Source organism: Amycolatopsis sp. NPDC048633 (assembly GCF_040650695.1).
Classification (GTDB): Bacteria; Actinomycetota; Actinomycetes; order Mycobacteriales; family Pseudonocardiaceae; genus Amycolatopsis.
On sequence record NZ_JBEZHS010000010.1, the window covers coordinates 12,850 to 37,730 of the forward strand.

Genomic DNA, 24,881 nt, shown 5'->3' on the forward strand with positions numbered 1-24,881 from the left:
CCAATGCTCTTCTTGCTCACTTTGATGCGCGAACGTCTTATAGTTGCGGTGTGGACCTGCTGAGTGACGCAATCACCGCGGTACGGATCGGGCAGCCGACGTCGAACCGGCTTCGCGCCGGCGCCGACTGGTGTTACCGCTTCGCGCCGTACGAGGGCGCGGGCTTCCACGTGCTGCTGCGCGGCAGCGGCTGGCTGATCCCGGCCGCCGGCGAGCCGGTACCCCTGGGTGCGGGCGACGTGGTCCTGGTCCCGCACGGCAGCTCCCACACGCTGTCGTCGCGGCCGGACGCGTTCGGGGCGGTGCCGTTCGAGGCGGCGGTGGAGGAGCCGGACGGCCGCACGGAGTTCCTGTGCGGCAAGTACCGCCTGTCCCACGCGCGCCGCCACCCGGTGCTGGCGAGCCTGCCGGAGGTGGTGCACGTCCCGGCCGAGGTGGGCGGGTCTTCGGAACTCCGGGCGGCGATCGACCTGCTCGGAGCCGAGGTGACTTCGCATCGTCCAGGTTCGGCCACGGTCCTCGCCGGTTTGCTGGACTTGTTGCTGGTGTACCTGATCCGCGCGTGGCTGGCGAGCAACGCGGACACGGGCTGGCCCCAGGCGTTGCGCGACCCCGCGATCGCGTCGGCGTTGGCGGCCCTGCACGCGAATCCTGAGGCACCATGGCGGATCGAGGACCTGGCGGCCCAGGTGGGTTTGTCCCGCGCGACGCTCGCCCGCCGGTTCACGGCGTTGACCGGCCACTCACCGATGGCGTACCTGACGTGGTGGCGCTTGACCACGGCGGCCGGGTTGTTGCAGGACACGGATTTGCCGCTGCCCTCGATCGCTTCGAAGGTGGGCTATGGCTCGCCTTTCGCGTTCTCGCACGCGTTCAAGCGCCAGTTCGGTGTCGCACCGGGAAACTACCGGCTAGGGTCGCGATCATGAAGCAGGTTTCCGCCGATCATCTGGAAGCGGCCATCGTCTGCCTGGCCGACGGGTTGCGCCCGGCGGCTTCGAAGGACTGGACGACAGTGGCGGGCACGGGCGACCTGGACGGTTTCCGCACCGCGGAGCACATCGGCGACTGCTTGCTGTCGTACGCGGCCCAGCTCGTCTCACGCCGTCCCAGTGGTTACGTGCCGTTCCTGGCAGCGCTGGAGAAGGACGCGACGTCGGCCGACGCGCTGGAGTTCGCCTTGGCGGGCAGCGCGATCCTCGCGGCGGTGGTCCGCACGGCGTCCCCGGAAGCGCGCGCATACCACCCGACGGGCAACGCGGACCCAGCCGGTTTCGCGGCAATGGGGTGCGCGGAGGTGCTGGTCCACGGCGAGGACGTGGCCCGCGGCCTCGGCTTGACGCTGGACCCACCCCGAGACGTCTGCGCCCGAACGGTGTCCCGGCTGTTCCCGCACGTCGGTGACGTCTCGGACCTGGACCCGTGGACGGCGCTCTTGTGGGCGATGGACCGCGTCGAGGTCCCGGGCAGGCCGCGCCAAACAGGCTGGCGCTGGCGCGGTGCCCCACCGGAAAAGTGAGACGCGAAAAAGCCCCTGTCGCGATTTCGTCTACAGGGGCTGACTGGTTGTTGTAGACAAACGTGCCCTCGGCAGGATTCGAACCTGCGACACCTGCCTCCGGAGGGCAGTGCTCTATCCCCTGAGCTACGAGGGCCCATCGCTGGGCGACTCCGAAAGCTTAGCGCATCACCCCGACCCCCTGCGGGCAGGTGGGTCCAGGGGCAAACTGGCTGGTCAGCGGTAGGAAAGTTGATCCATTCGCCCGGACGTCGCTAGCGTGGGAAGCCCACCTGAAGGAGCCGAGATGGTCAAGCCGTTCCAGGTGTCTCTCGATGAGGCTGATATCTCCGACCTGCGGGAGCGGCTTCGGCGGACTCGGTGGCCCGAGGCCGAGACCGTCGGGGACTGGTCGCAGGGTGTTCCGCTCTCCTATGTCCAGGAACTCTGCCGGGACTGGGGTGAGGAGTACGACTTCGGGTTCGCCGCCCGGCTCAACGCCTTTCCGCAGTTCCGGGCCGAGGTCGATGGTGTCGGTCTGCACTTCGTGCACCTTCGGTCGCCGGAGCCTGGTGCGCTTCCGCTCGTGCTCACCCATGGGTGGCCCGGGTCCGTTCTCGAGTTCCTCGACGTCTTCGGGCCGCTCAGTGACCCCGCGAAGTACGGGGGTGACCCCGCCGATGCCTTCCACGTCGTCGCGCCGTCGCTGCCCGGGTTCGGGTGGAGTGACAAGCCCGCGCTGAAGATCGCGCGGGTCGCCGAGCTGTGGGACCTGCTCATGCGGGAGCTCGGCTACGACCGCTACGGCGCCCAGGGCGGTGACTGGGGCGCCGCCATCACCAACGCCCTCGCGCGGTCCGGGCGGGTCGCCGGGGTGCACGTCAACTTCGCTCCAGTGCCGATGGCCGAGGACGATCCGACGCCCGAGGAGCGGCTGGCCCTCGCCGACCTCCAAGAGTTCCGGCGGTCCGGGGCCGGCTACTCCGCGCAGCAGGCCACCCGGCCGCAGACGCTCGGCTACGGCCTCACCGACTCGCCCGCCGGGCAGGCCGCCTGGATCGCCGAGAAGTTCTGGGCCTGGACCGACAACAAGGGCCACCCGGAGGACGCCGTCGACCGGCAGAAGATCCTCGATGACATCTCCGCCTACTGGTTCACCGCGACGGCGGCGTCTTCGGCGCGGATGTACTGGGAGAACAACGACCGTGATCTGTCCACAGTGGATGTTCCGGCCGGGGTTTCGGTGTTCCCCAAGGAGATCGTGCGACCGTCGCGGCGGCAGGTCGAGCAGCGCTACACCGACCTGCGGTGGTTCGAGGAGCTTCCCGTCGGTGGGCACTTCGCCGCGCTCGAGCAGCCCGGGCTGTTCGTCGAGCAGGTCCGCGGCTTCTTCCGGCTGGTGCGCTAGGCGAGCCGGCCGGTCGTCAGCCGCTGCACGGCCGAGCCGTCGCGGTCGGCGAACTTGAGCCCGACGAACTCCTCGGCCTGCTTCGACGTCTGGATGCGGAACGCCGGCGCGTCGGCCCTCGTCGCGCCCAGGATCACTTCGGCCTGCCTTCGACGGCGAACTTCGCCGCGCAGTACGCCCGCCCAGGGGCTGACGACGGTGCGGGCCAAGGTGCTCGGCGCGCTCGGGGAGCCGCTGCCGATGCACCGGATCGCCGAGAAGCTGAACTCGGAGCGCTCGAACGTGACGGGGATCATCGACCGGCTGGAAGCCCGCGGCCTGGTCGAGCGCCGGTCCGACGCTCGCGACCGGCAGGTCAAGAACATCGTGGCCGCACCCGCGGGTGCCGTGCTGGCGCGGAACTTCCGGCGGTCGCTGGGCTTCGCGGCCGAACCGCTGGCGGCGCTCGGTCCGGACGACCGCGTGCAGCTGCGCGACCTGCTGCGGCGGATGGTCGACGCCGAAGCGTGACGGGTCCGCCCGCTGGGAAACCCCTCCTGGTGGATTGGTCACCGGAAGCCCGCGGAGTAGCTTTCGGGTGGGTGAATTTAGGGTGCCCTCTGTTGCACGTATGCGCATCCGACTATATGTTTGGCCTCGACGGTGAAACCGGGAACGGAGGCGTAATGGGACACGGCCACGGGCACGGGCAGTCGGTCACGCCCGCGAGCGCGTCCGGCCGCTACGTGCGGAGCCTGACCATCGCCCTGGGCATCGGCGCCGGCTTCATGGTGCTGGAGTTCATCGTCGGCTTCACGACCGGCTCGCTGGCCCTGATCTCCGACGCGGCCCACATGTTCACCGACGTCCTCGGGGTCGGCATGGCGCTGACCGCGATCATCCTGGCGCGGCGCACGGGCCCCACGGTCAGCCGCACCTTCGGGCTCTACCGCGCGGAAGTGCTGGCCGCGCTGGCCAACGCCGTCCTGCTGTTCGGCGTCGCGGGGTACGTCCTCGTCGAGGCCGTCGGCCGGATCAGCGACCCGCCCGCGGTGCCCGGCCTGCCGGTGCTGCTGGCCGCCACGGCCGGCCTCGCGGCCAACCTCGTGTCGTTCGCCGTGTTGCGGTCGGGCGCGAAGGAGAGCCTCAACGTCCGGGGCGCCTACCTCGAAGTGCTGGCCGACCTGATCGGCTCGGTCGGCGTGCTGGTGAGCGGCGCGCTGACGCTGCTGACGGGCTGGCGCTACGCCGACCCGATCATCGGTGTCGCGATCGGGCTGTTCGTGCTGCCCCGCACGTGGACGCTGGCCCGGCGCGCGCTGCGGATCCTCTTCCAGCACGCGCCCCGGGGCGTCGACGTCGGCGCGATCAACGCGGAGCTGGCCGCGCTGCCGGGCGTCGCGGACGTGCACGACCTGCACGTGTGGACGCTGACGTCCGGCATGGAGGTGGCTTCGGCGCACTTGACGCTGGCGCCGCCCGCGCAGCAGTCGGACGTGCTGACGGAAGCGCAGAACCTGCTGGCGACGCGGTACGCGATCGAGCACGCCACGCTGCAGGTGGAAGCGCCGCACTGTGCGCGGCGGTGCCAGGAGCTCAGCTGGTAGTCAGGGGAGTGGCTGGGCGCCCCGGCCCGAAAGCATCAGCTTCATCTGGTCCATCTCCGCGCCCTGCGAAGTGAGGATGCTGCGGACCAAAGCCTGCAACGCCGTCATCGAGGAATGCGCCGCCGCGTACTGGGCCATCGTCGTGCCGCCCTGGTGGTGGCGGAGCATCAGCTGGAGGAAGTAGACGTCCAGCTCCTTGCCCGACAGCGAACGCAGCTTGGCCAGCTCCGCCTCCGTCGCCATGCCCGGCATCAGCGCGCCGGCGCCCGGGTTGACCGAGGACGTGCCCATCGCCATGCCGTCGTGGCCCGTCATCGGCTCGGTCATCCACTTCATCGGCGCGCCGATCGCCTGCTCCGGCTGGTCCCACAGCATGAGCCAGCCCTTCATCCGGCCGACCTGCTCGAGCTGCGTGCGCTCGATGTCGAAGGCCAGCTGACGGATCTGCGGGTCGGTCGAGTGGTCGCGGGCCCAGCCGGCCATCGTGACGGCCTGCAGGTGGTGCGTCGACATGTCCTGGGCGAAGCCGACCTCGACCGACCCGGCCGCCGGGGTTGCGGCGGCCGGGTCGTCGTCGATGGTGCGGGTGAGGAACATCCCCGCGGTCGCGCCGATCAGCAGCACCGCGAGCAGCGTCCCGCCGATGATCACCCAGCGGGACCAGGTCGGCTGCTCGGGAGCTTCGACGTCGACGTCGGCTTCGGTGCTCACTTGGTGGGGGTCGCCGAAGGCGCGGGGGCGCCGGTCGAGGGGACGGGCTGCTGGCTCACGCCACCGGTCTGCTGGTCGGCCTGGGCTTCCGGCGTGCCCTTGTAGTCCATCGGCTTGGCGTCCGGGCCCGGCTTCGACGGGTCGAACGGCGGCGGGTTGTCCGGGTCGAACTGGCCCGCACCGAGGGCGTCACAGGACGCGCCGACCTCGGGGTAGACGCCGTTCGGGTTGCTGCGCAGTGCGGCGATGAACTCGTCGATCCGGGCGTCGTCGGCCTTGTCCAGCTTCAGCTGGTGGCCCCACGACTGCAGCGAGATCGGCTTGTCGAGGCCCGGGTACGGCGACAGCATCGTGTACGGCTTGCCTTCGGCGCGGACCTTCAGCAGGTTGAGCGCGTCGCCGCTGACCTGCTGCGGGTTGTAGGCGATCCAGACGGCGCCGTGCTCGAGCGCGTGGACCATGTTCTCGGTCCGGACCGCGTTCGGGTACACCGTGCCGGTGCAGGTGGCCCAGTAACCGTCGTGCGGGCCGCCGAACGGCGGGGTCTTGTCGTAGGCGACGCGCTCGGTCGGGAGCACGTGCACGCTGCCGGTGTAGGTGGCCGTCACCACGCCGGGGATGCGCTTCGAGGGGTCCGGGTCGGACGCCGTCGGCGCGAACGAGGCCGCGGCCGCTTCGCGGTCGGACTGCTCACGCTTCGGCGCGGACGCCACCATGTAGTAGGTGATCACGGCGCCGGCCAGGGCGACGATGGCCACGACGGCGATGATCGTGCCCCACGGCGTGCCCTTCTTGCTCACCACGGAACCGCGGGCCGCCTTCACCGCCGAGCCCTTTTTCCGAGTTGTCCCGTTCGCCATGGCTTCCGCGTTCTCCCTCTGGTGGATGCGGACGGATTCCCGCCCGGGCCAGTGTAGAGACCGCCCGTCTGATCACCGTTAACACCTCACAGTGCCCTGCCGAGGCTTCGCCTCGGGCCGGGGGCTCCGCCACCCGGAGCCCCCGGAAAAGCCGTTTGTGGATGCCCTTCGTAACGTGGCCGAGACCGCTGAAACCGTCCGACCTGGGCACACCTAGAATTCGACGAGTGACTCCCGCCGCTCTCGCCGACCTGGTCCGCAGCTCCGCCGTGCAGGTGCTCGCCGCACGCGGCATCGACGACGCCGTGCTGCCGGAGCAGGTGACCATCGAACGCCCGCGCAACCCCGACCACGGCGACTACGCGACGAACCTGGCCCTGCAGGTGGCCAAGAAGGCCGGGCTGAAGCCGCGTGACTTCGCCGAGGCGCTCGCCGCGGCCGTCGCGGCGGACGACGGCGTCACCTCGGCCGAGGTGGCCGGCCCCGGCTTCCTCAACTTCCGGCTCGCCGCGGCCGCGCAGGGTGACATCGTGCGCCAGGTGCTCGACGCCGGCGCGGCGTTCGGGCGCGGGGACGCGCTGGCCGGGACGAAGATCAACCTCGAGTTCGTCTCGGCGAACCCGACCGGCCCGATCCACCTGGGCGGCACCCGCTGGGCCGCGGTCGGCGACGCGCTGGGCCGGGTGCTGGGCGCCCAGGGCGGCGAGGTCACCCGCGAGTACTACTTCAACGACGCCGGTGCCCAGATCGACCGGTTCGTCCGGTCCCTGGTCGCCGCCGCGAAGGGCGAGCCCGCGCCGGAAGACGGCTACGCGGGCGGCTACATCAACGACATCGCGGCCGAGGTCATCAAGGCCGAGCCGAGCGCGCTGTCGCTGCCGGAGGAGCAGCGGCACGAGACGTTCCGCCGGATCGGCATCGAGCTGATGTTCACCGAGATCAGGCAGAGCCTGCACGACTTCGGCACCGACTTCGACGTCTACTTCCACGAGAACTCGCTGCACGAGTCGGGTGCGGTCGACACCGCCGTCCAGCAGCTGAAGGACTCCGGGAACCTGTACTTCAACGACGGCGCCTGGTGGCTGAAGTCGTCCGAGTACGGCGACGACAAGGACCGCGTCGTCATCAAGCAGGACGGCAACCCGGCCTACATCGCCGGCGACCTGGCCTACTTCAAGGACAAGCGCAACCGCGGCTTCGACCTGTGCATCTACATGCTCGGCGCGGACCACCACGGCTACATCGCCCGGCTCAAGGCCGCGGCCGCCGCGTTCGGCGACGACCCGGCGACGGTCGAGGTGCTGATCGGCCAGATGGTCAACCTGGTCAGCGACGGCAAGCCGGTGCGGATGTCCAAGCGCGCGGGCACCGTGATCACCATGGAGGACCTCGTCGAGGCCGTCGGCGTCGACCCGGCCCGCTACGAGCTGATCCGGTACTCCGTGGACTCCACTTTGGACGTCGACCTGGACCTGCTGCGCAAGCACTCCAACGACAACCCCGTCTACTACGTCCAGTACGCCCACGCGCGGCTGGCGTCCCTGCAGCGCAACGCGGCCGACCTCGGCCTCGTGAAGCAGTCCGGATCGGACGTCGATTTCGGACTCCTCACGCTGCCCGCCGAGGGCGACCTGATCCGCACCATCGGCGAATTCCCGGAAATGGTGCGCCGTGCCGCCGACATGCGGGAGCCGCACCGGATCGCGCGCTACCTCGAAGAACTCGCGGGCGCCTACCACAAGTTCTACACCGTGGGCCGAGTCCTCCCGATGGGTGACGAAGAAGCCACCCCGCTGACCTTCGCGCGGCTCGCGCTGTGCGAGGCGGCGCGCCAGGTGCTGGCGAACGGGCTCGCCCTGCTCGGTGTTTCTGCTCCGGAACGGATGTAACCCATGGCTCACCCCGCGGGCCCCAGGCACGCCGACGTCTACCCCCACGCCGACACCTCCGGGCTCCAGCCTTCGGGGGCCGAGGAGCTCGACAAGCTGCCGGCGAAAGTGTGGCCCCGCAACACGTTCCGCGCCGCCGACGGCGTCGTGCGGATCGCCGGGGTCGACGTCCGCGAGCTCGCCGAGAAGCACGGCACGCCCCTGTTCGTCGTCGACGAGGCCGACTTCAAGTCCCGCTGCGCGGACTACGCCGAGGCGTTCGACGACCCAACGCTCGTGCACTACGCGTCGAAGGCGTTCCTGTCCATCGAGATCGCCCGCTGGGTGGCCGAGCAGGGGCTGAGCCTCGACGTGTGCAGCGGCGGCGAGCTCGCCGTGGCGCAGCGCGCGAACTTCCCGGCCGACCGGATCACCTTCCACGGCAACAACAAGTCGCCCGCGGAGCTCGAAGCCGCGGTCGTCGCCGGAGTGGGCACGATCGTGCTCGACTCGTACTTCGAGATCGCCCGGCTGGCCGACATCGCCGCGCGCCACGACGTCGTGCAGGCGGTGCTCATCCGGGTCACCGTCGGCGTCGAGGCGCACACCCACGAGTTCATCGCGACCGCCCACGAAGACCAGAAGTTCGGGTTCTCGCTGGCTTCCGGCGACGCCGCCGAGGCGGTGCGCCGGGTGCTCAACGCGCGTTCGCTCAAGCTCACCGGCCTGCACAGCCACATCGGCTCGCAGATCTTCGACGCCGACGGCTTCGAGGTCGCCGCCCGCCGCGTCGTCGGACTGCTCGCCGACCTGGCCAAGGAGCACGGCCCCGAGCTGCTCGACCAGCTGAGCCTGGTCGACCTCGGCGGCGGCTTCGGCATCGCCTACACCGAGAAGGACAACCCGCCGCCGCCGGCGCAGATGATCACGCAGATCCGCGAGATCGTCCGCAAGGAGTGCGCGTACGCGGGCCTGCCGGTGCCGCGCATCGCCGGCGAGCCCGGCCGCGCCATCGCCGGTCCCGGCACGGTCACGCTGTACGAGGTCGGCACGATCAAGGACGTCTCGCTCGGCGACGACGCGGTGCGCCGGTACGTCAGCGTCGACGGCGGGATGAGCGACAACATCCGGACCGCGCTCTACGACGCGGTGTACGACGTCCGGCTGGTTTCCCGCTCCGCGGAAGAGGCCAACCAGCCGGTTCGGGCCGTACTGTCCCGGGTGGTGGGAAAACACTGTGAGTCCGGCGACATCGTCGTACGAGACTGCTGGCTGCCCGACACGCTGGCTCCCGGCGACCTGCTGGCGGTCGCGGCGACCGGTGCCTACTGCTACTCGATGGCGAGCACGTACAACCGGCAGCCTCGACCGGCCGTGGTCGCCGTGCGCAACGGCGGCTCCCGGCTGCTGCTGCGGCGCGAGACGACCGACGACATGCTGCGCCTGGAGGTCTGAACACAGTGACTGCCCCTGAAGAACGACGGGCCGTCAAGGTCGCCCTGCTCGGCTGCGGGACCGTCGGCGGCGAGGTCGCCCGGCTGCTGGCCGAGCAGGCCGATGAGCTGGCCGCCCGCGCCGGCGTGGCGGTCGAGGTGGCCGGCATCGCCGTCCGCCGCCCGGACAAGCACCCCGAGCTGCCGCCGGAGCTGCTGACCGCCGACGCCGAGAAGCTCGTGACCAGCGACGACGTCGACGTCGTGGTCGAGCTGGTCGGCGGCATCGAGCCGGTGCGCGGCTGGCTGCTGGCCGCGCTGAAGGCCGGGAAGTCGGTCGTCACGGCGAACAAGGCCCTGCTGGCCGAGCACTCCGCCGACCTGTTCGAGGCGGCCGACGCCGCCGGCGCGGACCTCTACTTCGAGGCCGCCGTCGCCGGCGCCATCCCGCTGCTGCGCCCGCTGCGCGAATCCCTCGCGGGCGACCGGATCACGCGCGTGATGGGCATCGTCAACGGCACCACGAACTACATCCTGTCCGCGATGGACTCGACCGGCGCCGGGTACGCCGAGACGCTCGACGAAGCCAGCCGGCTCGGGTACGCCGAGGCCGACCCGACGGCCGACGTCGACGGCTACGACGCCGCGTCGAAGGCCGCGATCCTCGCGTCGCTGGCCTTCCACACCCGCGTGACCGCTTCGGACGTGCACCGCGAGGGCATCGCCGACGTCACCGCCGCCGACCTCGGCGCGGCCCGGATGCTCGGCCGCACGGTCAAGCTCCTGGCGATCTGCGAACGCGTGACCGACGACGACGGCGTCGAGTCGGTCTCCGCCCGCGTGCACCCGGTGATGATCCCGCGCAGCCACCAGCTGGCCGGGGTCGGTGGCGCGTTCAACGCCGTCTACGTCGAGGCCGACGCCGCCGGCGAGCTGATGTTCTACGGCCAGGGCGCGGGGGGCGCGCCGACCGCGAGCGCCGTGCTCGGCGACCTCGTCGCGGTGGCCCGCAACCTGGTCGCCGGCGGCCGCGGCCCGCGCGAGTCCGCGCACGCGGCGCTGCCGGTGCGGCCGATGGGCCAGACGCCGACCCGGTACCACGTAAGCCTTTCCGTGGCCGACCGCGCCGGCGTGCTCGCCCAGGTGGCGCAGGCGTTCGCCGGGCACGGCGTGAGCATCGCGGCCGTGCGGCAGAGCGACGTCGGCGACCGCGCGAGCCTGGTCGTGGTGACGCACCAGGCCCCGGACGCGGCCCTGCAGTCCACTGTGGACGAGATCGCGAAGCTCGACGTCGTCCACGAAGTTGTCAGCGTGATGCGGGTGGAGGGCGAGGACGCATGAGCAGCCAGCCGTGGCCGGGAATCATCGAGGCGTACCGGGATCGCGTCCCGGTTCCGGACGGGGCGCAGGTCGTCACGCTCGGGGAGGGCAACACGCCGCTGCTGTCCGCGCGTTACCTGTCCGAGCTGACCGGCTGCGAGGTGTACCTCAAGGTCGAGGGCGCCAACCCGACCGGCTCGTTCAAGGACCGCGGGATGACCGTGGCCATCACGCACGCGCTCGCCAGCGGGCTCAAGGCGGTGATCTGCGCGTCGACCGGCAACACGTCCGCCTCGGCCGCGGCCTACGCCGCCCGCGCCGGCCTGACCTGCGCCGTGCTGGTGCCGCAGGGCAAGATCGCGATGGGCAAGCTCGCCCAGGCCGTGCTGCACGGCGCGCGGATCCTGCAGGTCGACGGCAACTTCGACGACTGCCTCGAGCTGGCCCGCAAGACCGCGGCCGACTACCCGGTCACCCTGGTCAACTCGGTCAACCCGGTGCGCATCGCCGGCCAGAAGACCGCGGCGTTCGAAATCTGCGACGCGCTGGGCGCGGCGCCGGACATCCACTGCCTGCCGGTCGGCAACGCGGGGAACATCACCGCTTACTGGGCGGGGTATTCGGAGTACGCGGCCGACGATGTGGTGAAGAACACCCCGCGGATGTTCGGCTTCCAGGCGGCCGGTGCGGCGCCGCTGGTGCACGGCGAGCCGGTGCGCGACCCGGACACGATCGCGACGGCGATCCGGATCGGCAGCCCGGCGTCGTGGACCGCCGCGGTGAAGGCGAAGGACGCGTCGAACGGGCTTTTCGAGGCCGTCACCGACGAGAAGATCCTCGAGGCGTACCGGCTGCTGGCCGGGCGCGAAGGCGTGTTCGTCGAGCCGGCGTCGGCCACCAGCGTGGCCGGCCTGCTGGCCACGGTCGCCGACGGCAGGCTGCCCCGCGGCTCCAAGGTCGTCTGCACCGTCACCGGGCACGGCCTGAAGGACCCGCAGACGGCTCTGGCGGGCAACGTCGAGGTCGAGCCCCTCGCGGTGGACCCCTCGGCGGTCGCGGCGGCGCTGGACCTGCGGTGAGCGCGGGGTTCAAGGTCACCGTCCCGTCCTCGACGGCGAACCTCGGGCCGGGCTTCGACGCGTTCGGCATGGCCCTGGGCCTGCACGACGTCGTCGAGGTGCGGGTCATCGACGCCGGGCTCAAGGTCGAGGTGATCGACGCCGGCGCGGGTGGGGTCGAGGACGTCCCCACCGACGAAACCCACCTCGTGGTGCGCGCCATCCGGCGGACCTGCGAGCACCTCGGCGTCGAGCCGCCGGGCCTGCACCTGCGCTGCTACAACGCGATCCCGCACGCGCGCGGGCTCGGCTCGTCGGCGGCCGCGGTCGTCTCCGGCGTCGCCGCCGGGTACGCGCTCGCGGGCCGGGAGCTCGACGAGTTCGGCGCGCTGCAGCTGGCCGCCGGCTTCGAAGGCCACGCCGACAACGCCGCGGCGAGCCTGTTCGGCGGCCTCGTCGTGGCCTGGTGCCAAGGCGCGGAGTTCCACGCCGAGCGGCTCGCGCCGCACGAGGCGATCCGGCCGGTCGTGGCGGTGCCGTCGGTGCGCTCGGCCACCGCGACCACGCGCGGCCTGCTCCCGGCGACCGTGCCGCACGCCGACGCGGCGCACAACGCCGGCCGCGCCGCGCTCGCCGTGCACGCGCTGACGGCGAAGCCGGAGCTGCTGCTCGCGGCCACCGAAGACCGCCTGCACCAGCACTACCGGGCGCCCGCGTACCCGGCGAGCGGCGAGCTGGTGACGACGCTGCGTGCACGCGGGGTCGCCGCCGCCGTCTCCGGCGCGGGCCCCACGGTGCTCGCGCTGACCACGACGGGAATATTGCCGCCGGAGGTCGACGTTGAGGGCTTCGACGTCTTCGAACTGCCCGTTGATCTCACGGGCGTGCAGGTTGCGGCGCAGTGAAGGCTGGGTCACGTGCCTGCGGCGGGGCCCGCCACGCGGGGGGTGGTTGTTGCACCCGGCACCCGCGCGGTCTACCCTCGGGGGCGTTCGATCACCGTGCGTTTCCGCACCCGATGCCGGTCCTCCCGGATCGCATCCTTCGTTGATCCGCCGAATCCGCACCGCCTGGCAAGCGGGGTAACGCGGATGAACGTAGGCGGGTTTCCGGTTTCGGCGGTGCCGAATTTCGTGTCCTCCGAAGGGAGGACGCAAACCCTGTGGTGGAGGCGCTCCAGCTGTGTTTCGCACGGCCGAAGAGCTCATCTCCCGTATCGGGGGGCAGATACGCCGGTTCGCGATCAGAAGCGAGCGGCAGTCCGCTGATCCGCCTGGAGGCGTGGATCGGTCAGGAAGGACATGTGTGAGCAACACCGATCTTTTGAGCGACGTGGGTAGCAGCGCCGCGGAGTCGAACGGCACCACCCCCGCTCCCAAGAAGACGGTCGGCGGGTTGACCGGGAAGACCGTGGCGGAACTGCGTTCGCTGGCTGGGGAGCTCGGCGTCGGTGAGACGACGGGCATGCGCAAGGGCGACTTGATCGCCGCGATCCGTGAGCGTCAGGGCAAGTCTCGCAAGCGTGCGGCTGCCGAGACCCTGCCGCTGGAGGGCGTCGGCGAGCCGGTCAAGGCCCCGAAGCGCGAGCCGAAGGCCGCGGCGGCGTCGGCGCCGGTCGAGACCAAGCCGGAGCCGAAGGCCGAGGCCCCGGTGGCGAGCGCGCCCGCGGTGGACACCCCGCCGCAGGCCGAGCGCCCGCAGCAGGACAAGCAGGACGGCCAGCAGGGCCAGGACGGCCAGCCCGAGGAGGGTGGCCGCGGCCGGCGTCGTCGCGGCTCGAACCGCGCCGCCGGGTCGCCCGACGGTCAGGGCGGTGGCGACCGCCAGGGCAGCGGGGACCGTCAGCAGAGCGGGGAACGCCAGGGCAGCGGTGACCGCCAGCAGAGCGGTGACCGCCAGCAGGGCGGGGGCGACCGTCAGCAGAGTGGCGGCAACAACCGCGACCAGCAGCGCCAGGGCGGCCGCAACGACAACCGCCAGGACGGCAACCGCCAGCGCAACCAGCAGGACGGCGGCAGCCGCGGCCAGGACAACCGCGACAACCGCGCCCAGCAGCAGCAGGACGACGACGAGGAAGGCGGCCGTCGCGGCCGTCGCTTCCGCGACCGTCGTCGCCGCGGCAGTGGTGGCGGCCAGCGCGACGTCGGCGGTTCGCCGGACACCGAGATCCGCGAGGACGACGTCCTGCTGCCCGTCGCGGGCATCCTGGACGTGCTCGACAACTACGCGTTCGTGCGGACTTCCGGCTACCTCGCCGGCCCGAACGACGTGTACGTCTCGCTTTCGCTGGTCCGCAAGTACGGCCTGCGCCGTGGTGACGCCATCACCGGCGTCGTGCGCCAGCCGCGGGACGGCGAGCAGCAGCGGCAGAAGTTCAACCCGCTGGTGCGCGTCGACTCGATCAACGGGCTGGAGCCGGACGAGGCCAAGCGGCGTCCCGACTTCACCAAGCTGACCCCGCTGTACCCGAACGAGCGGCTGCGCCTCGAGACCGAGTCGCACAAGCTCACGACCCGCGTGATCGACCTGATCATGCCGGTCGGCAAGGGGCAGCGTGCCCTGATCGTGTCGCCGCCGAAGGCCGGTAAGACCACGATCATGCAGGACATCGCGAACGCGATCTCGACGAACAACCCCGAGTGCCACCTGATGGTCGTCCTCGTGGACGAGCGTCCGGAAGAGGTCACGGACATGCAGCGCTCGGTGAAGGGTGAGGTCATCGCCTCCACCTTCGACCGGCCGCCGGCGGACCACACCTCGGTCGCGGAGCTGTCCATCGAGCGGGCCAAGCGCCTGGTCGAGATGGGCCACGACGTCGTCGTGCTGCTCGACTCGATCACCCGGCTCGGCCGCGCGTACAACCTGGCGGCCCCGGCGTCCGGCCGGATCCTGTCCGGTGGTGTCGACTCGACCGCGCTGTACCCGCCGAAGCGGTTCCTGGGTGCGGCGCGCAACATCGAGAACGGCGGCTCGCTGACCATCTTCGCCACGGCGATGGTGGAGACCGGGTCGACGATGGACACGGTCATCTTCGAAGAGTTCAAGGGCACCGGTAACGCGGAGCTCAAGCTCGACCGCAAGATCGCCGAGCGCCGCGTGTTCCCGGCCGTCGACGTCAACCCGTCCGGTACTCGTAAGGACGAGCTGCTGCTCAACCCGGACGAGCTGGCCGTGACCGTGAAGCTGAGCCGGGTGCTGCACGCGCTCGACTCGCAGCAGGCCATCGACCTGCTGATCTCGCGGCTGCGCAAGACGAAGACGAACACCGAGTTCCTGATGCAGGTGTCGAAGACCGCCCTCGGCGGCGGCGAAGACGACTGAGCGTCACGCACGTAAGTCCGTGAAGGCCTCCTTACCGGCCATAAGAGCCGGTAAGGAGGCCTTCACGGCGTTCGGAATACCAGGTCAGCGGGGTGCGTTCCAGTGATCGTCAGCCCGTCTGGCAGAATTAGCCGCTGAAGTCCGGCGCCGGTTCACCCCGTGAACGACTGGGGACCCGGAGCCAACGAGAGAGGACACCATGAAGAGCGGCATTCACCCCGAGTACGTGGTCACGAACGTGAACTGCGACTGCGGAAACAGCTTCACCACGCGCAGCACCAAGACCAGTGGCGACATCCACGTCGAGATCTGCTCGAACTGCCACCCGTTCTACACGGGCAAGCAGAAGATCATGGACACCGGTGGCCGGGTCGCGCGCTTCGAGGCTCGCTACGGCAAGCGTCAGAAGAAGGACGCCGACGCCAAGTAGCTTTTTCAACGGCGCCCACCCGCACGTTCGGGTGGGCGCCGTTTCTTGTCTTGACCCGGGCTGAGAGGTGGCACAGGTGGATTCGAGCTCGCTCAAGGGGCTGCTCGCCGAACACGCGGAGCTGGAGACCCAACTGGCGGACCCGGCGGTGCACGCCGACCAGGCGCGCGCCCGCAAGCTCGGCCGCCGCTACGCCGAGCTGACGCCGGTGGTGCGCGCCGTCCACGAGCTCGACACCGTCCGCGACGACCTCTCGGCCGCCAAGGAGATGGCCTCGGAGGACGCGGAGTTCGCCGCGGAGGCCGAGGAGCTGAGCGCGCGGATCCCCAACCTCGAGTCGAAGCTCACCGAGCTGCTGCTGCCGCGCGACCCGTACGACGGCTCCGACGTCGTGATGGAGATCAAGTCCGGCGAGGGCGGCGAGGAGTCGGCCCTGTTCGCCGGCGACCTGCTGCGGATGTACCTGCGCTACGCCGAGCGCCATGGCTGGAAGGCCGAGGTCCTCGACTCGGTGGACTCCGACCTGGGCGGCTACAAGGACGTCACGCTGTCGGTCAAGACCAAGTCGGCCGTCGTCGACGGCGTCTGGTCCCGGCTGAAGTTCGAGGGTGGCGTGCACCGCGTCCAGCGCGTGCCGGCGACCGAGTCGCAGGGCCGGATCCACACGTCGGCGTCCGGGGTGCTGATCTACCCGGAGCCGGAGGAGGTCGAGGTCGAGATCGACCCGAACGACCTGCGCATCGACGTCTTCCGCTCGTCGGGCCCCGGCGGCCAGAGCGTCAACACGACCGACTCGGCGGTGCGGATCACCCACCTGCCGACGGGCATCGTCGTGTCGTGCCAGAACGAGAAGTCCCAGATCCAGAACCGCGCGCGGGCCCTGCAGGTGCTGCAGGCCCGCCTCCAGGCGAACGCCGAGGAGGAGGCCGCGGCCAAGGCGTCGGACGCCCGGCGGTCGCAGGTCCGCACGGTGGACCGCTCGGAGCGGATCCGCACGTACAACTTCCCGGAGAACCGGATCTCGGACCACCGCGTGAACTACAAGGCGTACAACCTGGACCAGGTCCTCGACGGCGACCTCGACGGCGTCCTGGACGCGTTGGCGACAGCGGACCGCGAAGAGCGCCTGGCCTCGCAGTCGGGCTGAATCGGTCGACACGCGTGATTCGACGGTCGACACGCGTGATTGCGGGGTCGACACGGAGTCCGGTCAGGGGATCCCGGCCTCGATCCGGTCGAGCTGCGCCGCGAGGAGCTCTTCGAACGCCGCGCGGCGGTCTGCCCCGAGGGGGCGCACTTCGCGGGCGAAGTGGGACAAGGCCGGGAAGCGTTCGGGGTCGGCGCCCAGTACCGCGACGCGGAACTGTTCCATGCCTTGTTCGTGCTCGGTGGGGGTCACGGTGCTGACCCCCGCCTCGGAGGCGATCAACGCGGCGATGAGGATCGCCAGCCGGTGGTAGCGCGCCGGGATTTCTTCCTCGGGCAGCCCCGACGTGCGCAGCGCCTGCAGCACCTCTTCCATCACGAGCCGGGAGCCGGTCCCGCCTGACGCGTAGCGTCCCCAGATCGCGGCGATCTGCGGGTGCTGCCCGAACGCCTCCCGCAAGCGCAGTGCCGTGGCGGTGAGGCGCTGTTTCCAGTCGCCCTCGGGACGGTAGCCGTCCATGGCGGCCACGAGGATCCGGTCGGCGACCGCGCGCAGCAGCTCGGTCTTGTTGCGGAAGTGCCGGTAGAGGCTCGAAGAATCGGTCCCGAGCGCCGCGGCGAGCTTGCGCACGCTGAACGACTCGGCGTCGCTCGTGCGCAGCAGCTCAGCTGCCGTATCCAGGATCTCCTCGGTCGCCCAGCGCCTGCGGCCTGTCATCGCACCCCTCTCGTCCACCGGCAGTCTAACCTATGCACTTGCTGTTGCACGCGGTGCGTGCATAATGAGGACATCAGCCTTCCCGTGGATCGAGAAAGGACCCTTGACGTGCCGAACACACTGGACCCGTCCGAACTGGACGCCGCCCTCGAGAACGTCCACCGCGCCGGGATGCCGGGCTTGTTCGCCGAGGTGCGAGCCGGTGACCAGGTCTGGCGCGGCGCGGCCGGGGTGGCCGACGTCGCCACCGGCCGTCCCGTCACCGCCGGCCTGCGGCACCGCGTCGGCAGCATCACCAAGACCTTCACCGCCGCCGCCGTGCTGCAGCAGGTCGAGAACGGCGAAATCGGGCTCGACACCCCGATCGGCCACTACCTGCCGCGGCTGGTGCCCGGAGCGCGCGGTGACGCGATCACGGTCCGGATGCTGATCAACCACACCAGCGGGCTCGCCGAATACCTGCCGTACGCCTATCCCGCGCTCAGAGCGTTCCCTGACCTGGCGAAGACCGGGCCCGAGAGCTTCGACGACCACCGGTTCACCCGGTTCGAGGCCGCCGACCTGATCGGGATGGGGGTCACCGCGCCGGCCGCCGGCACCCCGGGCGGTACGCCGGGGTTGTACTCCAACACCGGCTACCTGCTCCTCGGCGAGCTCCTGGAACACGTCACCGGCACCCCGGCCGACAAGGTCATCACCCGGGACGTCATCGAGCGCGCCGGCCTCCTGGACACCGAGCTCCCCAGTGGAACGCACGTCGGCGGTCCGCACTCGCGGCTCTACGAATCGTGGTTCGGCATGATCGACCCGCCGCGCGACTACAGCGAGTTCGACATGTCCTGGGTGGGGCCGGCGGCCTCGCTGGTTTCGACCGTCGCGGACCTCAACCGCTTCTACCGCAAGCTGCTCGCCGGCGAGATCGTCGACCGGTCGTCGCTTGCGCAGATGCAACGCACCGTCCAGGTCATCTCGCAGGAGGGCAAGCTGATCGACTACGGCCTCGGCCTGCACCCGGTGGACGCTCCCGGCCAGGCCACCTTCTGGGGCCACGGCGGCACGGTCTGGGGCGGCGGAGCCCTCGCCGTGATCCGGGCCGACGGCGAGCGGCAGCTGGCCGTCGCGGTGAACCTGCAGCGGTGGAACCGGCTCGACTCCGCGGGCGTGCCGCAGCCCCACCCCATCGACCAGGCCCTCGCGGCGTTCTACCAGGTGGCGATGTACGGATGAGCGCCACGTTCCGGGTGTCGGCGGCGCTGTGGGCCGGGCTCGCCTTGACCGTCTTCGCAGCGGCCTTCTCGTTCGTCGCCGACCTGCTGGCCGACCACCTCCGTGCCGGTTACCCCAGCTACACCCCGGCGCAGCTCGGCGCTGCCGTCGACACCTGCCGGGGCCTGCTGGCCGTGGTCGGCGCCGCGGGTGTGGTGACCTGGCTCGCGACGATCCTGGCCGTCCGGGCGGGCAAGCGGTGGGCCCGCGCAACGGCGACGGTAGGGCTCGTGCTCGGCGTGAGCGTGGGCCTGACCGGGCTGCTCATCCGGGACACGTCCGGCGACACCGGCTTGCCGCCGGCGCTGGGCTGGGCCGGGATGACGCCCTGCGTGGCCGGCGTGCTGGCGGTCGTCTGGCTGTGGAGGAGGCCGCGCACGGCGTGACGGCCGTCAGCGGACGGCGGGCTGCTCCGGTTCCTTGAAGGCCTGGAAGACCTCCGTCGCCGGCTCTTCCTCCGGAGCGGCCTTCTCCGCCGGCCGAGCCGGCCGCGGGAAGAAGCTCAGCACCGCGAACACGAACGCCAGGAACGTCGGGAACAGCGTCAGCAGCTGGTGCTTCACGCCCTCGACGCCCTCGCCGAGCGCCGACAGCCCGAACTGGCCCACCGCGAACAGCAGCAGGAAGAACACGACGACGCCGTACTCGCGCGCACGACGGCGGAAGGCCCGCACCCCGGCCCAGCCGGTCAGCAGCCAGAACGGCACCAGCAGGAACAGCCCCAGCGGCGCGGCCAGCGCGGACAGCCCGGAGAACACGGGCACCCGGTACTCCTGGGCCATCTGCGGGAACCCGGCCGACTCGGCGAAGCTGCCCAGCCGGGATGGGCGTGCGGTCAGGGTGTCGACCGCGCCCTGCTGGAGGATCTGCAGCGTGCGCGTCGGGTGGGAGGCGTAGTACTGCACGACGTTGCGGCGGCTGATCTTGTCGCGGAAGCCGTTGTAGTCCGCGTCCGTCCAGGGGCTCGCCGCCCACCAGCCGGTGCCGATGAACTTCTTCGCGCTCGGCGGCAGGCCCAGCGCCGCCAGGTCGGCGTCCGTGTCGTGCTTGCCGTCCACGATGCTGTCGAACACCACGTGGTACATGTTCGCTTCGCGGTACTCGGCGTTGGCCGGGTCGCCTTGGGACTGCACCGCCGCCGTCCCCGCGCCCACGATCAGCAGCACGCCCAGCGGCAGCAGCCACCGCGCCCGGCCCCGCGCGCCGAGCGGGCGGATCAGCGCCAGCGCCAGCACGAACAGCGGGATCAGCAGCAGCGTCTGCGACTTCGCGTTGATGCCGATCAGCGCGCCCACGACGGTCAGCGCGGCGCCCCAGTACCGCCACGCGCCCGTGCGGTTCATCAGCAGCAGCCCGCCGGCCATCAGCAGGATGCCGACGAACCCGGCGCCCTCGCTGAGCACCGAGGCGAAGTAACCGAAGAACGCCGAATCGGCCATCACGAGCAGCAGGAGCACCGCGGCGATGACGCGGTTGCGGCGGCTCAGCTCCAGGCCGAGGACCGTCGCCGCGACGCCGGCCGCGACCAGCACGCACGTGATCGCGCCGAGCACCAGCAGGTTGAGCTCCGCCGGCGAGCCGAGCACCTTCCCGAGCTTGCTCGCGAACCAGTCGAGCCACGCCTGGCTCGAGATGTAGTCGCTCTTGCAGGCCGATCCCGGCCCGTAGCTGAAGTGCACGTAGAACTCGGACTTGAGCTCCGGGTGCCGGCCGCCGAGGTCGCACAGCAGGCGCCAGCCGTCACCGTTGTCCGCCATCCCGACCGGCCTCGGCACGAGGAACCGGAGCAGCAGCACGCCCAGGGAGAGGACGAAGACGCCCAGGCCGAAGCGGAGTTCACGGGATCGCACCCGGACCAGCGTACGAGATCACACAGAGTCGGCGGGCGCTGCACCGGGAACGGGCGAAACGGGCCGGTGCCGGAACACGACGTAGTGGTAGAGCAGGTAGTTCCAGAACAGCCCGACGACGATCGCGGCGCCCTTCGGCACCAGCAGGTTGACCCCCGGGAACAGGTGGCTCACCAGCGTGATGACGAGGAACTGGACCACCCAGAGCCCGAATGCCGTCACCACGAAGAACAGCACCGCCTGACGCCGGACGTCGCCGTCTTTCGCCCGGAACGTGAAGTTCCGGTTCAGCGTGAACGACAGCAGCATGCCCGCCGTCGTCGAGATGAGGTTCGCCACGAACGTCGGCACGCCCAGCGTCGCCAGGAGCGCGTAGCCCAGCACGTCGACGAGCGTGTTGCCGATCCCGACGATCCCGAAGCGCACCTGCGTGGCCGTGACGAGCCTCATCGGGCGGCGCTCCGGCGGTCTTCGGCGGACTCGGGAACGCCCGTGCGCACCGAGGCCACCGTGTACAGCGGCCGGTTCTGGACCTGCGAGTACGTGCGGCCGATGTAGCTGCCGAGCACGCCGAGCATGATGATCTGGATGCCGCCGAGGAAGAACATCGCGATGGTGATGAACGCCCAGCCGGGCACCGCCGTCTCCGGCGCGAACAGCTTCACGCCGACGACGTAGAGCACGCCGAGGAAGCTCAGCAGCGAGATCAGGTACCCCATCCGCGTGATCATCCGCAGCGGCGTCGTCGAGAACCCGAGGATGCCGTCGGCGGCGAAGCGCAGCATCTTCGTCAGCGGGTAGCCGGTGACGCCGGCGTGCCGCTGGTCGCGGTCGAACAGCACCGCCGTCTGCTTGAACCCGACGTAGCTGACCAGGCCGCGCAGGAACCGGTCGCGCTCGCGGTACTTGCGCAGCTCGTCGACGACCTTGCGGTCGACCAGCCGGAAGTCGCCGGTGTTCTTCGGGATCTCGACGGCGGCCATCTTCTGGAGGAACCAGTAGAACGCGCTCGCGGTGAACCGCTTGAACGGCGAATCCCGGCGCGACCGGCGCTGCGCGTAGACGACCTCGTAGCCCTCTTCCCACTTCTCGAGCAGCTCGAGGGCGACCCGCGGCGGGTCCTGCAGGTCGCTGTCCATGATGATCGTGGCGTCGGCGTCCACCAGGTCGAGCCCGGCGGTGACCGCCATCTGGTGGCCGAAGTTGCGGGACAGCTCGACGACCGTGACGCGGGGGTCGCGCGCCCCCAGCTCGGTGAGCCGGTCCAGGGACGCGTCCCGGCTGCCGTCGTCGACGTAGATGAAGCTGAAGTCGTACCGCCCGGCCAGGGGCGCGGTGACCTCGTCGACCGTGCGGTGCAGCACGTCGATGTTCGCTTCCTCGTTGTAGATGGGGAAGATGAACGCGACCCGGCGGCGCGTGGTCGGCTCGGTCGGCACTGGCGCTCCCGGGGGTCGGCGTCTCGGGCATCCTAGAGATCGGCGACGCCCTCGGCGAACACGGTCATCCGCTGTCCGTAGTCCTCGGCCGGGCCGAAGTGGACGGCCACCGCGTCCGCCCCGGCCAGGATATACGCCCGGAATCGCGCGATGGCGGCGCCGAGATCGCCGCCGTTCCATTCCATTCTGGCGGTGACCCGTGTTTCGCGGCCGTTTGTCATGCCGATGAGCTTTCCGGCGCGCTCGCCGACTTCGGCGGGGGACAGGCCGGCGCTCATCCAGCCCGAGCCGATCCGCGCGGCCCGGCGCAGCGCGACGTCGGAGTTGCCGCCGACGGTGATCGGCACCGGCCCGGCGGGCCGCGGCTCGAAGTACCCGCCGCCGGGGCCGCGGCCGGTGCGGAAGACCTCGGCGAGCAGGTCGAGGGTGGCGTCGGCCCGCCGGCCGCGGGTGCGGAAGTCGGCCCCGACCTCGGCGAACTCGGGCTCGTTCCAGCCGGTGCCGACCCCGAGGTCGAACCGGTGCCCGGAGAGCCGGTCGAGCGTCGCGACCTGCTTGGCCAGCGCGAACGGCTCCCGCAGCGGCACGATCAGCACCGACGTCCCGAGCCGGATCCGGCTGGTCCGCGCGGCGATGTGCGCGAGCGTGACGAGCGGCTCGTAGACCCCGCCGAAGACGTCCCCGAAGGCCCCGGGCGGGATGAGGTGGTCGGGCAGCCAGGCGGCGTGGTAGCCGAGGTCCTCGGCCAGCCGCGCGAGTTCGGCGGGCCGCGCGGGGTCCAGGTCCGGGTGTTCGTTCGGGAGCACGACTTCCAGGTCCATCAGAGGCCTCCGAGGAACTTTTCGATGGCGGCGAGCCATTCGTCACGGGCTTCGACGCCGATGTTGTGGCCGGCCTCGATTTCGACGAGCCCGGCGCCGGGAATGCCGTCGGCGAGCTCGCGCGACAACGCGGGTGACGCGAGCCCGTCGAGCGTGGTCGCGACGACGAGCGTGGGCACGGCGATCGCGGCCAGCTCCGCGTGGGTGTCGACCTGCGCGACCAGCCCGACCTGCTCGGGGCTGCCGTCGGGGAGGAACGCGGCGAGCCCGTCGACGGCCCGGTCCAGCTGCTCCGGCGTCAGGGACTCCAGGTGCGGGCCGCCGGTCGCGACCAGCGTGAGGAACTTCGCGAGCAGCCGCGGGTCGTCGTGCAGGAGCGCGGCCCAGACGTCGACGGCGAGCCGGATCCGGTTGTCGAGCCGGGCGAACCCGCTGGTCAGGATCAGGCCGGTGACGCGGTCCGGGTGCCGGGTGGTCGCGCGGACCGCGACCGCCGTCCCGAGCGAGTACCCGAGGATCGCGAAGCGCTCCACCCCGGCGCCGACCGCGATCGAGACCAGCTCGTCGGCGACTTCGTCCAGATCGAGCGGGGTTTCGCTGCGCGGCGTCGCGCCGGAGCCGGGGTAGTCGGGGCCGACGACGGTGTGCGTGCGCGCGAGGTCGCCGAGGATCGGGCCGAAGTTGCCTTCGACGCTGCCGCCGCCCCCGTGGGCGAGCAGCAGGCCGGGCCCGGAACCCCGGACGACGTGGCGGAAATGTTCGGTCATGCCGCCGACGTTAGGTCTTCACATCGGTGTGAAGGTCAACCCGCAAGGGGATGGGGGGCACATGCGGATCGGCGAGCTCGCGGGACGCACCGGCGTCAGCACGCGGCTGCTGCGCTACTACGAGGAGCAGGGCCTGCTGACGGCCTCGCGCGACGGCAACGGCTACCGGACCTACGACGAGGACGCGGTCGTGCGCGTGCGGCAGATCCGGCGGCTGCTCGGAGCCGGGCTGACCACCGAGGTCATCGCGTCCGCGTTGCAGTGCGCGAGCGGTGAGGAAGCCCACCTCGACCTGTGCCCGGAGCTGGCCGGCCTGCTGCACCGCGAGCTGACCGCGATGGACGACCGGATCGGCACGCTGCAGCGGCGCCGGAGCGCGCTGGCCGGGTACTTGTCCGCCGGGGGCTGAGGGCGTCTCGATACGCTGGACGGCGTGGGACCGGCGCGTGTCCTGACGGGGGAGTTCCGCCTGGTGTGCCAGGCTTGACGAGGTGAAGGACGACGAGTGAATCGGCAGCCGCTGCGCCTGGCCATCATCGAGGCCACCCGGATCCTCGAACGCGCCGGCGTCTCCTCGCCGCGGTTCGACGCCGAGGTGATCGCGGCGCACGTGCTGGGGGTCGAACGCGGCAGGCTGCCGATGGTGCCGCTGGTCGACCCGCCGGTGATCGAGGCGATCGGCCAGCTCGTCCAGCAGCGCGCGAAGCGGATCCCGCTGCAGTACCTGACCGGCTGGGCGGCACTCGGGGACATCACCGTCGCGGTCGGCGCGGGGGTGTTCGTGCCGCGGCCGGAGACCGAGCTGCTGCTCGAATGGGGCGTCAAGTTCCTGCAGGGGCGCGAGTTCCCGGTCGTGGTGGACCTGTGCACCGGCTCCGGCGCGCTGGCGCTGGCGGTCGCGAACGCGCGGCCGGACGCGGTCGTCTACGCGGTGGACGTCGACCCGCAGGCGCTGGCCTGGGCGCGCCACAACGCCGACGTCCACGCCGACGCGGGCAACACCCCGATCCGCCTGTACTCCGGCGACATCAGCGACCCGACGATGTTCGCCGAGCTCGACGGCCTGGTCGACCTGGTGCTGTGCAACCCGCCGTACGTCCCGGAGGGCACACCGGTGCCCCCGGAGGTCGCGGAGCACGACCCGCCGCGCGCGGTGTTCGCGGAGGAGAGCGGCCTGGCGGTGATCCGGCACGCGATCGCGGCGGGAGCGCGGCTGCTGCGTCCCGGCGGCGGGCTGGCGATCGAGCACGACGACACGCACGGCTCGGCGGTCCCGGCGCTGGTGCGGGCCCGGCGGGTGCTGACGGGCGTCGAAGGCCACGCGGACCTCGCGGGCCGGTCCCGGTTCGTCACGGCTAAGCGGCTGGGCTGAACAGCCGCC

General features: G+C 71.1%; 26 protein-coding genes and 1 tRNA gene. 17 read left to right on the forward strand and 10 right to left on the reverse strand.

What is annotated here, in order from left to right:
• Positions 1 to 50: 50 nt before the first annotated feature.
• Together AB0C38_RS19605 and AB0C38_RS19610 are read left to right on the forward strand one after the other, a co-directional pair.
• Positions 51 to 929: an AraC family transcriptional regulator gene (locus AB0C38_RS19605; protein ID WP_360674963.1), complete on the forward strand. Its 879-nt coding sequence runs from the start codon at positions 51 to 53 to the stop codon at positions 927 to 929.
• Positions 926 to 1,519, forward strand: coding sequence for a hypothetical protein (locus AB0C38_RS19610; protein WP_360674966.1), 594 nt, complete (start codon positions 926 to 928; stop codon positions 1,517 to 1,519). The genes AB0C38_RS19605 and AB0C38_RS19610 overlap by 4 nt, the downstream gene beginning before the upstream one ends.
• 63 nt (positions 1,520 to 1,582) lie before the next feature.
• Here AB0C38_RS19610 and AB0C38_RS19615 read toward each other — a convergent pair.
• A tRNA-Arg gene (locus tag AB0C38_RS19615) sits at positions 1,583 to 1,655 on the reverse strand.
• A 150-nt stretch (positions 1,656 to 1,805) separates the two neighbouring features.
• Between AB0C38_RS19615 and AB0C38_RS19620 the strand changes: the two genes are divergently transcribed.
• Positions 1,806 to 2,906, forward strand: coding sequence for an epoxide hydrolase family protein (locus AB0C38_RS19620; protein ID WP_360674969.1), 1,101 nt, complete (start codon positions 1,806 to 1,808; stop codon positions 2,904 to 2,906).
• On the opposite strand, the gene AB0C38_RS19625 is transcribed toward AB0C38_RS19620, so the two are convergent.
• Positions 2,903 to 3,043: a hypothetical protein gene (locus tag AB0C38_RS19625; RefSeq protein ID WP_360674972.1), complete on the reverse strand. Its 141-nt coding sequence runs from the start codon at positions 3,041 to 3,043 to the stop codon at positions 2,903 to 2,905. The two genes, AB0C38_RS19620 and AB0C38_RS19625, sit on opposite strands and share 4 nt — an antisense overlap.
• Positions 3,044 to 3,104: 61 nt before the next feature.
• Here AB0C38_RS19625 and AB0C38_RS19630 point away from each other — a divergent pair, with 61 nt between their 5' ends.
• Both AB0C38_RS19630 and AB0C38_RS19635 read left to right on the forward strand, forming a co-directional pair.
• A complete protein-coding gene (locus AB0C38_RS19630) occupies positions 3,105 to 3,416 on the forward strand; it encodes a MarR family transcriptional regulator (RefSeq protein WP_360674975.1) in 312 nt (103 codons plus the stop codon).
• Positions 3,417 to 3,571: 155 nt separating this feature from the next.
• On the forward strand, positions 3,572 to 4,492 hold the full coding sequence (locus tag AB0C38_RS19635) for a cation diffusion facilitator family transporter (RefSeq protein ID WP_360674978.1): 921 nt from the start codon (positions 3,572 to 3,574) through the stop codon (positions 4,490 to 4,492).
• Here the strand turns inward: AB0C38_RS19635 and AB0C38_RS19640 are convergent, their stop codons facing one another.
• A complete protein-coding gene (locus AB0C38_RS19640) occupies positions 4,493 to 5,203 on the reverse strand; it encodes a DUF305 domain-containing protein (protein WP_360674981.1) in 711 nt (236 codons plus the stop codon).
• Positions 5,200 to 6,027 carry a DUF3105 domain-containing protein gene (locus tag AB0C38_RS19645; RefSeq protein ID WP_360674984.1) on the reverse strand — a complete coding sequence of 276 codons (828 nt, stop codon included), beginning with the start codon at positions 6,025 to 6,027 and terminating at the stop codon, positions 5,200 to 5,202. Before AB0C38_RS19645 ends, AB0C38_RS19640 begins: the two co-directional genes overlap by 4 nt.
• Positions 6,028 to 6,290: 263 nt before the next feature.
• On the opposite strand from AB0C38_RS19645, the gene argS reads away from it, so the two are divergent.
• The 8 genes from argS to prfA all read left to right on the forward strand — a co-directional run bounded on the left by argS (position 6,291) and on the right by prfA (position 16,640).
• The gene (argS, locus tag AB0C38_RS19650) at positions 6,291 to 7,952 is read left to right on the forward strand and encodes an arginine--tRNA ligase (protein WP_360674987.1); all 1,662 of its coding nucleotides are present in this window, start codon (positions 6,291 to 6,293) and stop codon (positions 7,950 to 7,952) included.
• Positions 7,953 to 7,955: 3 nt separating this feature from the next.
• Positions 7,956 to 9,386, forward strand: coding sequence for a diaminopimelate decarboxylase (lysA, locus tag AB0C38_RS19655; RefSeq protein ID WP_360674990.1), 1,431 nt, complete (start codon positions 7,956 to 7,958; stop codon positions 9,384 to 9,386).
• Entirely contained in the window at positions 9,383 to 10,705 is a 1,323-nt protein-coding gene (locus tag AB0C38_RS19660; RefSeq protein WP_360675609.1) for a homoserine dehydrogenase, read from the forward strand. The genes lysA and AB0C38_RS19660 overlap by 4 nt, the downstream gene beginning before the upstream one ends.
• Positions 10,702 to 11,763: a threonine synthase gene (thrC, locus tag AB0C38_RS19665; protein WP_360674993.1), complete on the forward strand. Its 1,062-nt coding sequence runs from the start codon at positions 10,702 to 10,704 to the stop codon at positions 11,761 to 11,763. The genes AB0C38_RS19660 and thrC overlap by 4 nt, the downstream gene beginning before the upstream one ends.
• On the forward strand, positions 11,760 to 12,647 hold the full coding sequence (gene thrB / locus AB0C38_RS19670) for a homoserine kinase (protein ID WP_360674996.1): 888 nt from the start codon (positions 11,760 to 11,762) through the stop codon (positions 12,645 to 12,647). The genes thrC and thrB overlap by 4 nt, the downstream gene beginning before the upstream one ends.
• A gap of 400 nt (positions 12,648 to 13,047) precedes the next feature.
• Positions 13,048 to 15,063 carry a transcription termination factor Rho gene (gene rho, locus AB0C38_RS19675; protein WP_360674999.1) on the forward strand — a complete coding sequence of 672 codons (2,016 nt, stop codon included), beginning with the start codon at positions 13,048 to 13,050 and terminating at the stop codon, positions 15,061 to 15,063.
• A 199-nt stretch (positions 15,064 to 15,262) separates the two neighbouring features.
• A complete protein-coding gene (gene rpmE / locus AB0C38_RS19680) occupies positions 15,263 to 15,493 on the forward strand; it encodes a 50S ribosomal protein L31 (RefSeq protein WP_284744227.1) in 231 nt (76 codons plus the stop codon).
• A 76-nt stretch (positions 15,494 to 15,569) separates the two neighbouring features.
• Positions 15,570 to 16,640, forward strand: coding sequence for a peptide chain release factor 1 (gene prfA, locus AB0C38_RS19685; protein WP_360675002.1), 1,071 nt, complete (start codon positions 15,570 to 15,572; stop codon positions 16,638 to 16,640).
• A 63-nt stretch (positions 16,641 to 16,703) separates the two neighbouring features.
• On the opposite strand, the gene AB0C38_RS19690 is transcribed toward prfA, so the two are convergent.
• Complete coding sequence (locus AB0C38_RS19690; protein ID WP_360675004.1) at positions 16,704 to 17,357, reverse strand: helix-turn-helix domain-containing protein; 654 nt, start codon at positions 17,355 to 17,357, stop codon at positions 16,704 to 16,706.
• Between the two features lie 108 nt (positions 17,358 to 17,465).
• Between AB0C38_RS19690 and AB0C38_RS19695 the strand changes: the two genes are divergently transcribed.
• Both AB0C38_RS19695 and AB0C38_RS19700 read left to right on the forward strand, forming a co-directional pair.
• Positions 17,466 to 18,584, forward strand: coding sequence for a serine hydrolase domain-containing protein (locus tag AB0C38_RS19695; RefSeq protein ID WP_360675006.1), 1,119 nt, complete (start codon positions 17,466 to 17,468; stop codon positions 18,582 to 18,584).
• Positions 18,581 to 19,009, forward strand: coding sequence for a hypothetical protein (locus AB0C38_RS19700; protein WP_360675009.1), 429 nt, complete (start codon positions 18,581 to 18,583; stop codon positions 19,007 to 19,009). Before AB0C38_RS19695 ends, AB0C38_RS19700 begins: the two co-directional genes overlap by 4 nt.
• 6 nt (positions 19,010 to 19,015) lie before the next feature.
• On the opposite strand, the gene AB0C38_RS19705 is transcribed toward AB0C38_RS19700, so the two are convergent.
• The 5 genes from AB0C38_RS19705 to AB0C38_RS19725 are packed head-to-tail and all read right to left on the reverse strand — an operon-like array spanning position 19,016 to position 23,500.
• A complete protein-coding gene (locus AB0C38_RS19705; RefSeq protein ID WP_360675012.1) occupies positions 19,016 to 20,473 on the reverse strand; it encodes a hypothetical protein in 1,458 nt (485 codons plus the stop codon).
• A gap of 18 nt (positions 20,474 to 20,491) precedes the next feature.
• Entirely contained in the window at positions 20,492 to 20,923 is a 432-nt protein-coding gene (locus AB0C38_RS19710; RefSeq protein WP_360675015.1) for a GtrA family protein, read from the reverse strand.
• Positions 20,920 to 21,912 (reverse strand): glycosyltransferase family 2 protein, encoded by a 993-nt coding sequence (locus AB0C38_RS19715; protein ID WP_360675018.1) that lies wholly within the window; start codon positions 21,910 to 21,912, stop codon positions 20,920 to 20,922. The genes AB0C38_RS19710 and AB0C38_RS19715 overlap by 4 nt, the downstream gene beginning before the upstream one ends.
• 32 nt (positions 21,913 to 21,944) lie before the next feature.
• Positions 21,945 to 22,733, reverse strand: a complete 789-nt coding sequence (locus AB0C38_RS19720) for a TIGR03619 family F420-dependent LLM class oxidoreductase (protein ID WP_360675021.1) — start codon at positions 22,731 to 22,733, stop codon at positions 21,945 to 21,947.
• A complete protein-coding gene (locus tag AB0C38_RS19725; RefSeq protein ID WP_360675024.1) occupies positions 22,733 to 23,500 on the reverse strand; it encodes an alpha/beta fold hydrolase in 768 nt (255 codons plus the stop codon). The genes AB0C38_RS19720 and AB0C38_RS19725 overlap by 1 nt, the downstream gene beginning before the upstream one ends.
• 61 nt (positions 23,501 to 23,561) lie before the next feature.
• Between AB0C38_RS19725 and AB0C38_RS19730 the strand changes: the two genes are divergently transcribed.
• Both AB0C38_RS19730 and prmC read left to right on the forward strand, forming a co-directional pair.
• The gene (locus tag AB0C38_RS19730) at positions 23,562 to 23,909 is read left to right on the forward strand and encodes a MerR family transcriptional regulator (RefSeq protein WP_360675027.1); all 348 of its coding nucleotides are present in this window, start codon (positions 23,562 to 23,564) and stop codon (positions 23,907 to 23,909) included.
• Positions 23,910 to 24,005: 96 nt separating this feature from the next.
• Positions 24,006 to 24,872, forward strand: coding sequence for a peptide chain release factor N(5)-glutamine methyltransferase (gene prmC, locus AB0C38_RS19735; RefSeq protein ID WP_360675030.1), 867 nt, complete (start codon positions 24,006 to 24,008; stop codon positions 24,870 to 24,872).
• Positions 24,873 to 24,881 lie beyond the last annotated feature (9 nt).

What these genes read in the sequence shown, in the direction of transcription:
- AB0C38_RS19610 (WP_360674966.1), top strand. Translation starts at nt 926, where the DNA reads ATGAAGCAGGTTTCCGCCGATCATCTGGAAGCGGCCATCGTCTGCCTG.
- AB0C38_RS19620 (WP_360674969.1), top strand. Translation starts at nt 1,806, where the DNA reads ATGGTCAAGCCGTTCCAGGTGTCTCTCGATGAGGCTGATATCTCCGAC.
- AB0C38_RS19635 (WP_360674978.1), top strand. Translation starts at nt 3,572, where the DNA reads ATGGGACACGGCCACGGGCACGGGCAGTCGGTCACGCCCGCGAGCGCG.
- lysA (WP_360674990.1), top strand. Translation starts at nt 7,956, where the DNA reads ATGGCTCACCCCGCGGGCCCCAGGCACGCCGACGTCTACCCCCACGCC.
- thrC (WP_360674993.1), top strand. Translation starts at nt 10,702, where the DNA reads ATGAGCAGCCAGCCGTGGCCGGGAATCATCGAGGCGTACCGGGATCGC.
- rpmE (WP_284744227.1), top strand. Translation starts at nt 15,263, where the DNA reads ATGAAGAGCGGCATTCACCCCGAGTACGTGGTCACGAACGTGAACTGC.
- AB0C38_RS19690 (WP_360675004.1), bottom strand. Translation starts at nt 17,357, where the DNA reads ATGACAGGCCGCAGGCGCTGGGCGACCGAGGAGATCCTGGATACGGCA.
- AB0C38_RS19700 (WP_360675009.1), top strand. Translation starts at nt 18,581, where the DNA reads ATGAGCGCCACGTTCCGGGTGTCGGCGGCGCTGTGGGCCGGGCTCGCC.
- AB0C38_RS19710 (WP_360675015.1), bottom strand. Translation starts at nt 20,923, where the DNA reads ATGAGGCTCGTCACGGCCACGCAGGTGCGCTTCGGGATCGTCGGGATC.
- AB0C38_RS19720 (WP_360675021.1), bottom strand. Translation starts at nt 22,733, where the DNA reads ATGGACCTGGAAGTCGTGCTCCCGAACGAACACCCGGACCTGGACCCC.
- AB0C38_RS19725 (WP_360675024.1), bottom strand. Translation starts at nt 23,500, where the DNA reads ATGACCGAACATTTCCGCCACGTCGTCCGGGGTTCCGGGCCCGGCCTG.
- AB0C38_RS19730 (WP_360675027.1), top strand. Translation starts at nt 23,562, where the DNA reads ATGCGGATCGGCGAGCTCGCGGGACGCACCGGCGTCAGCACGCGGCTG.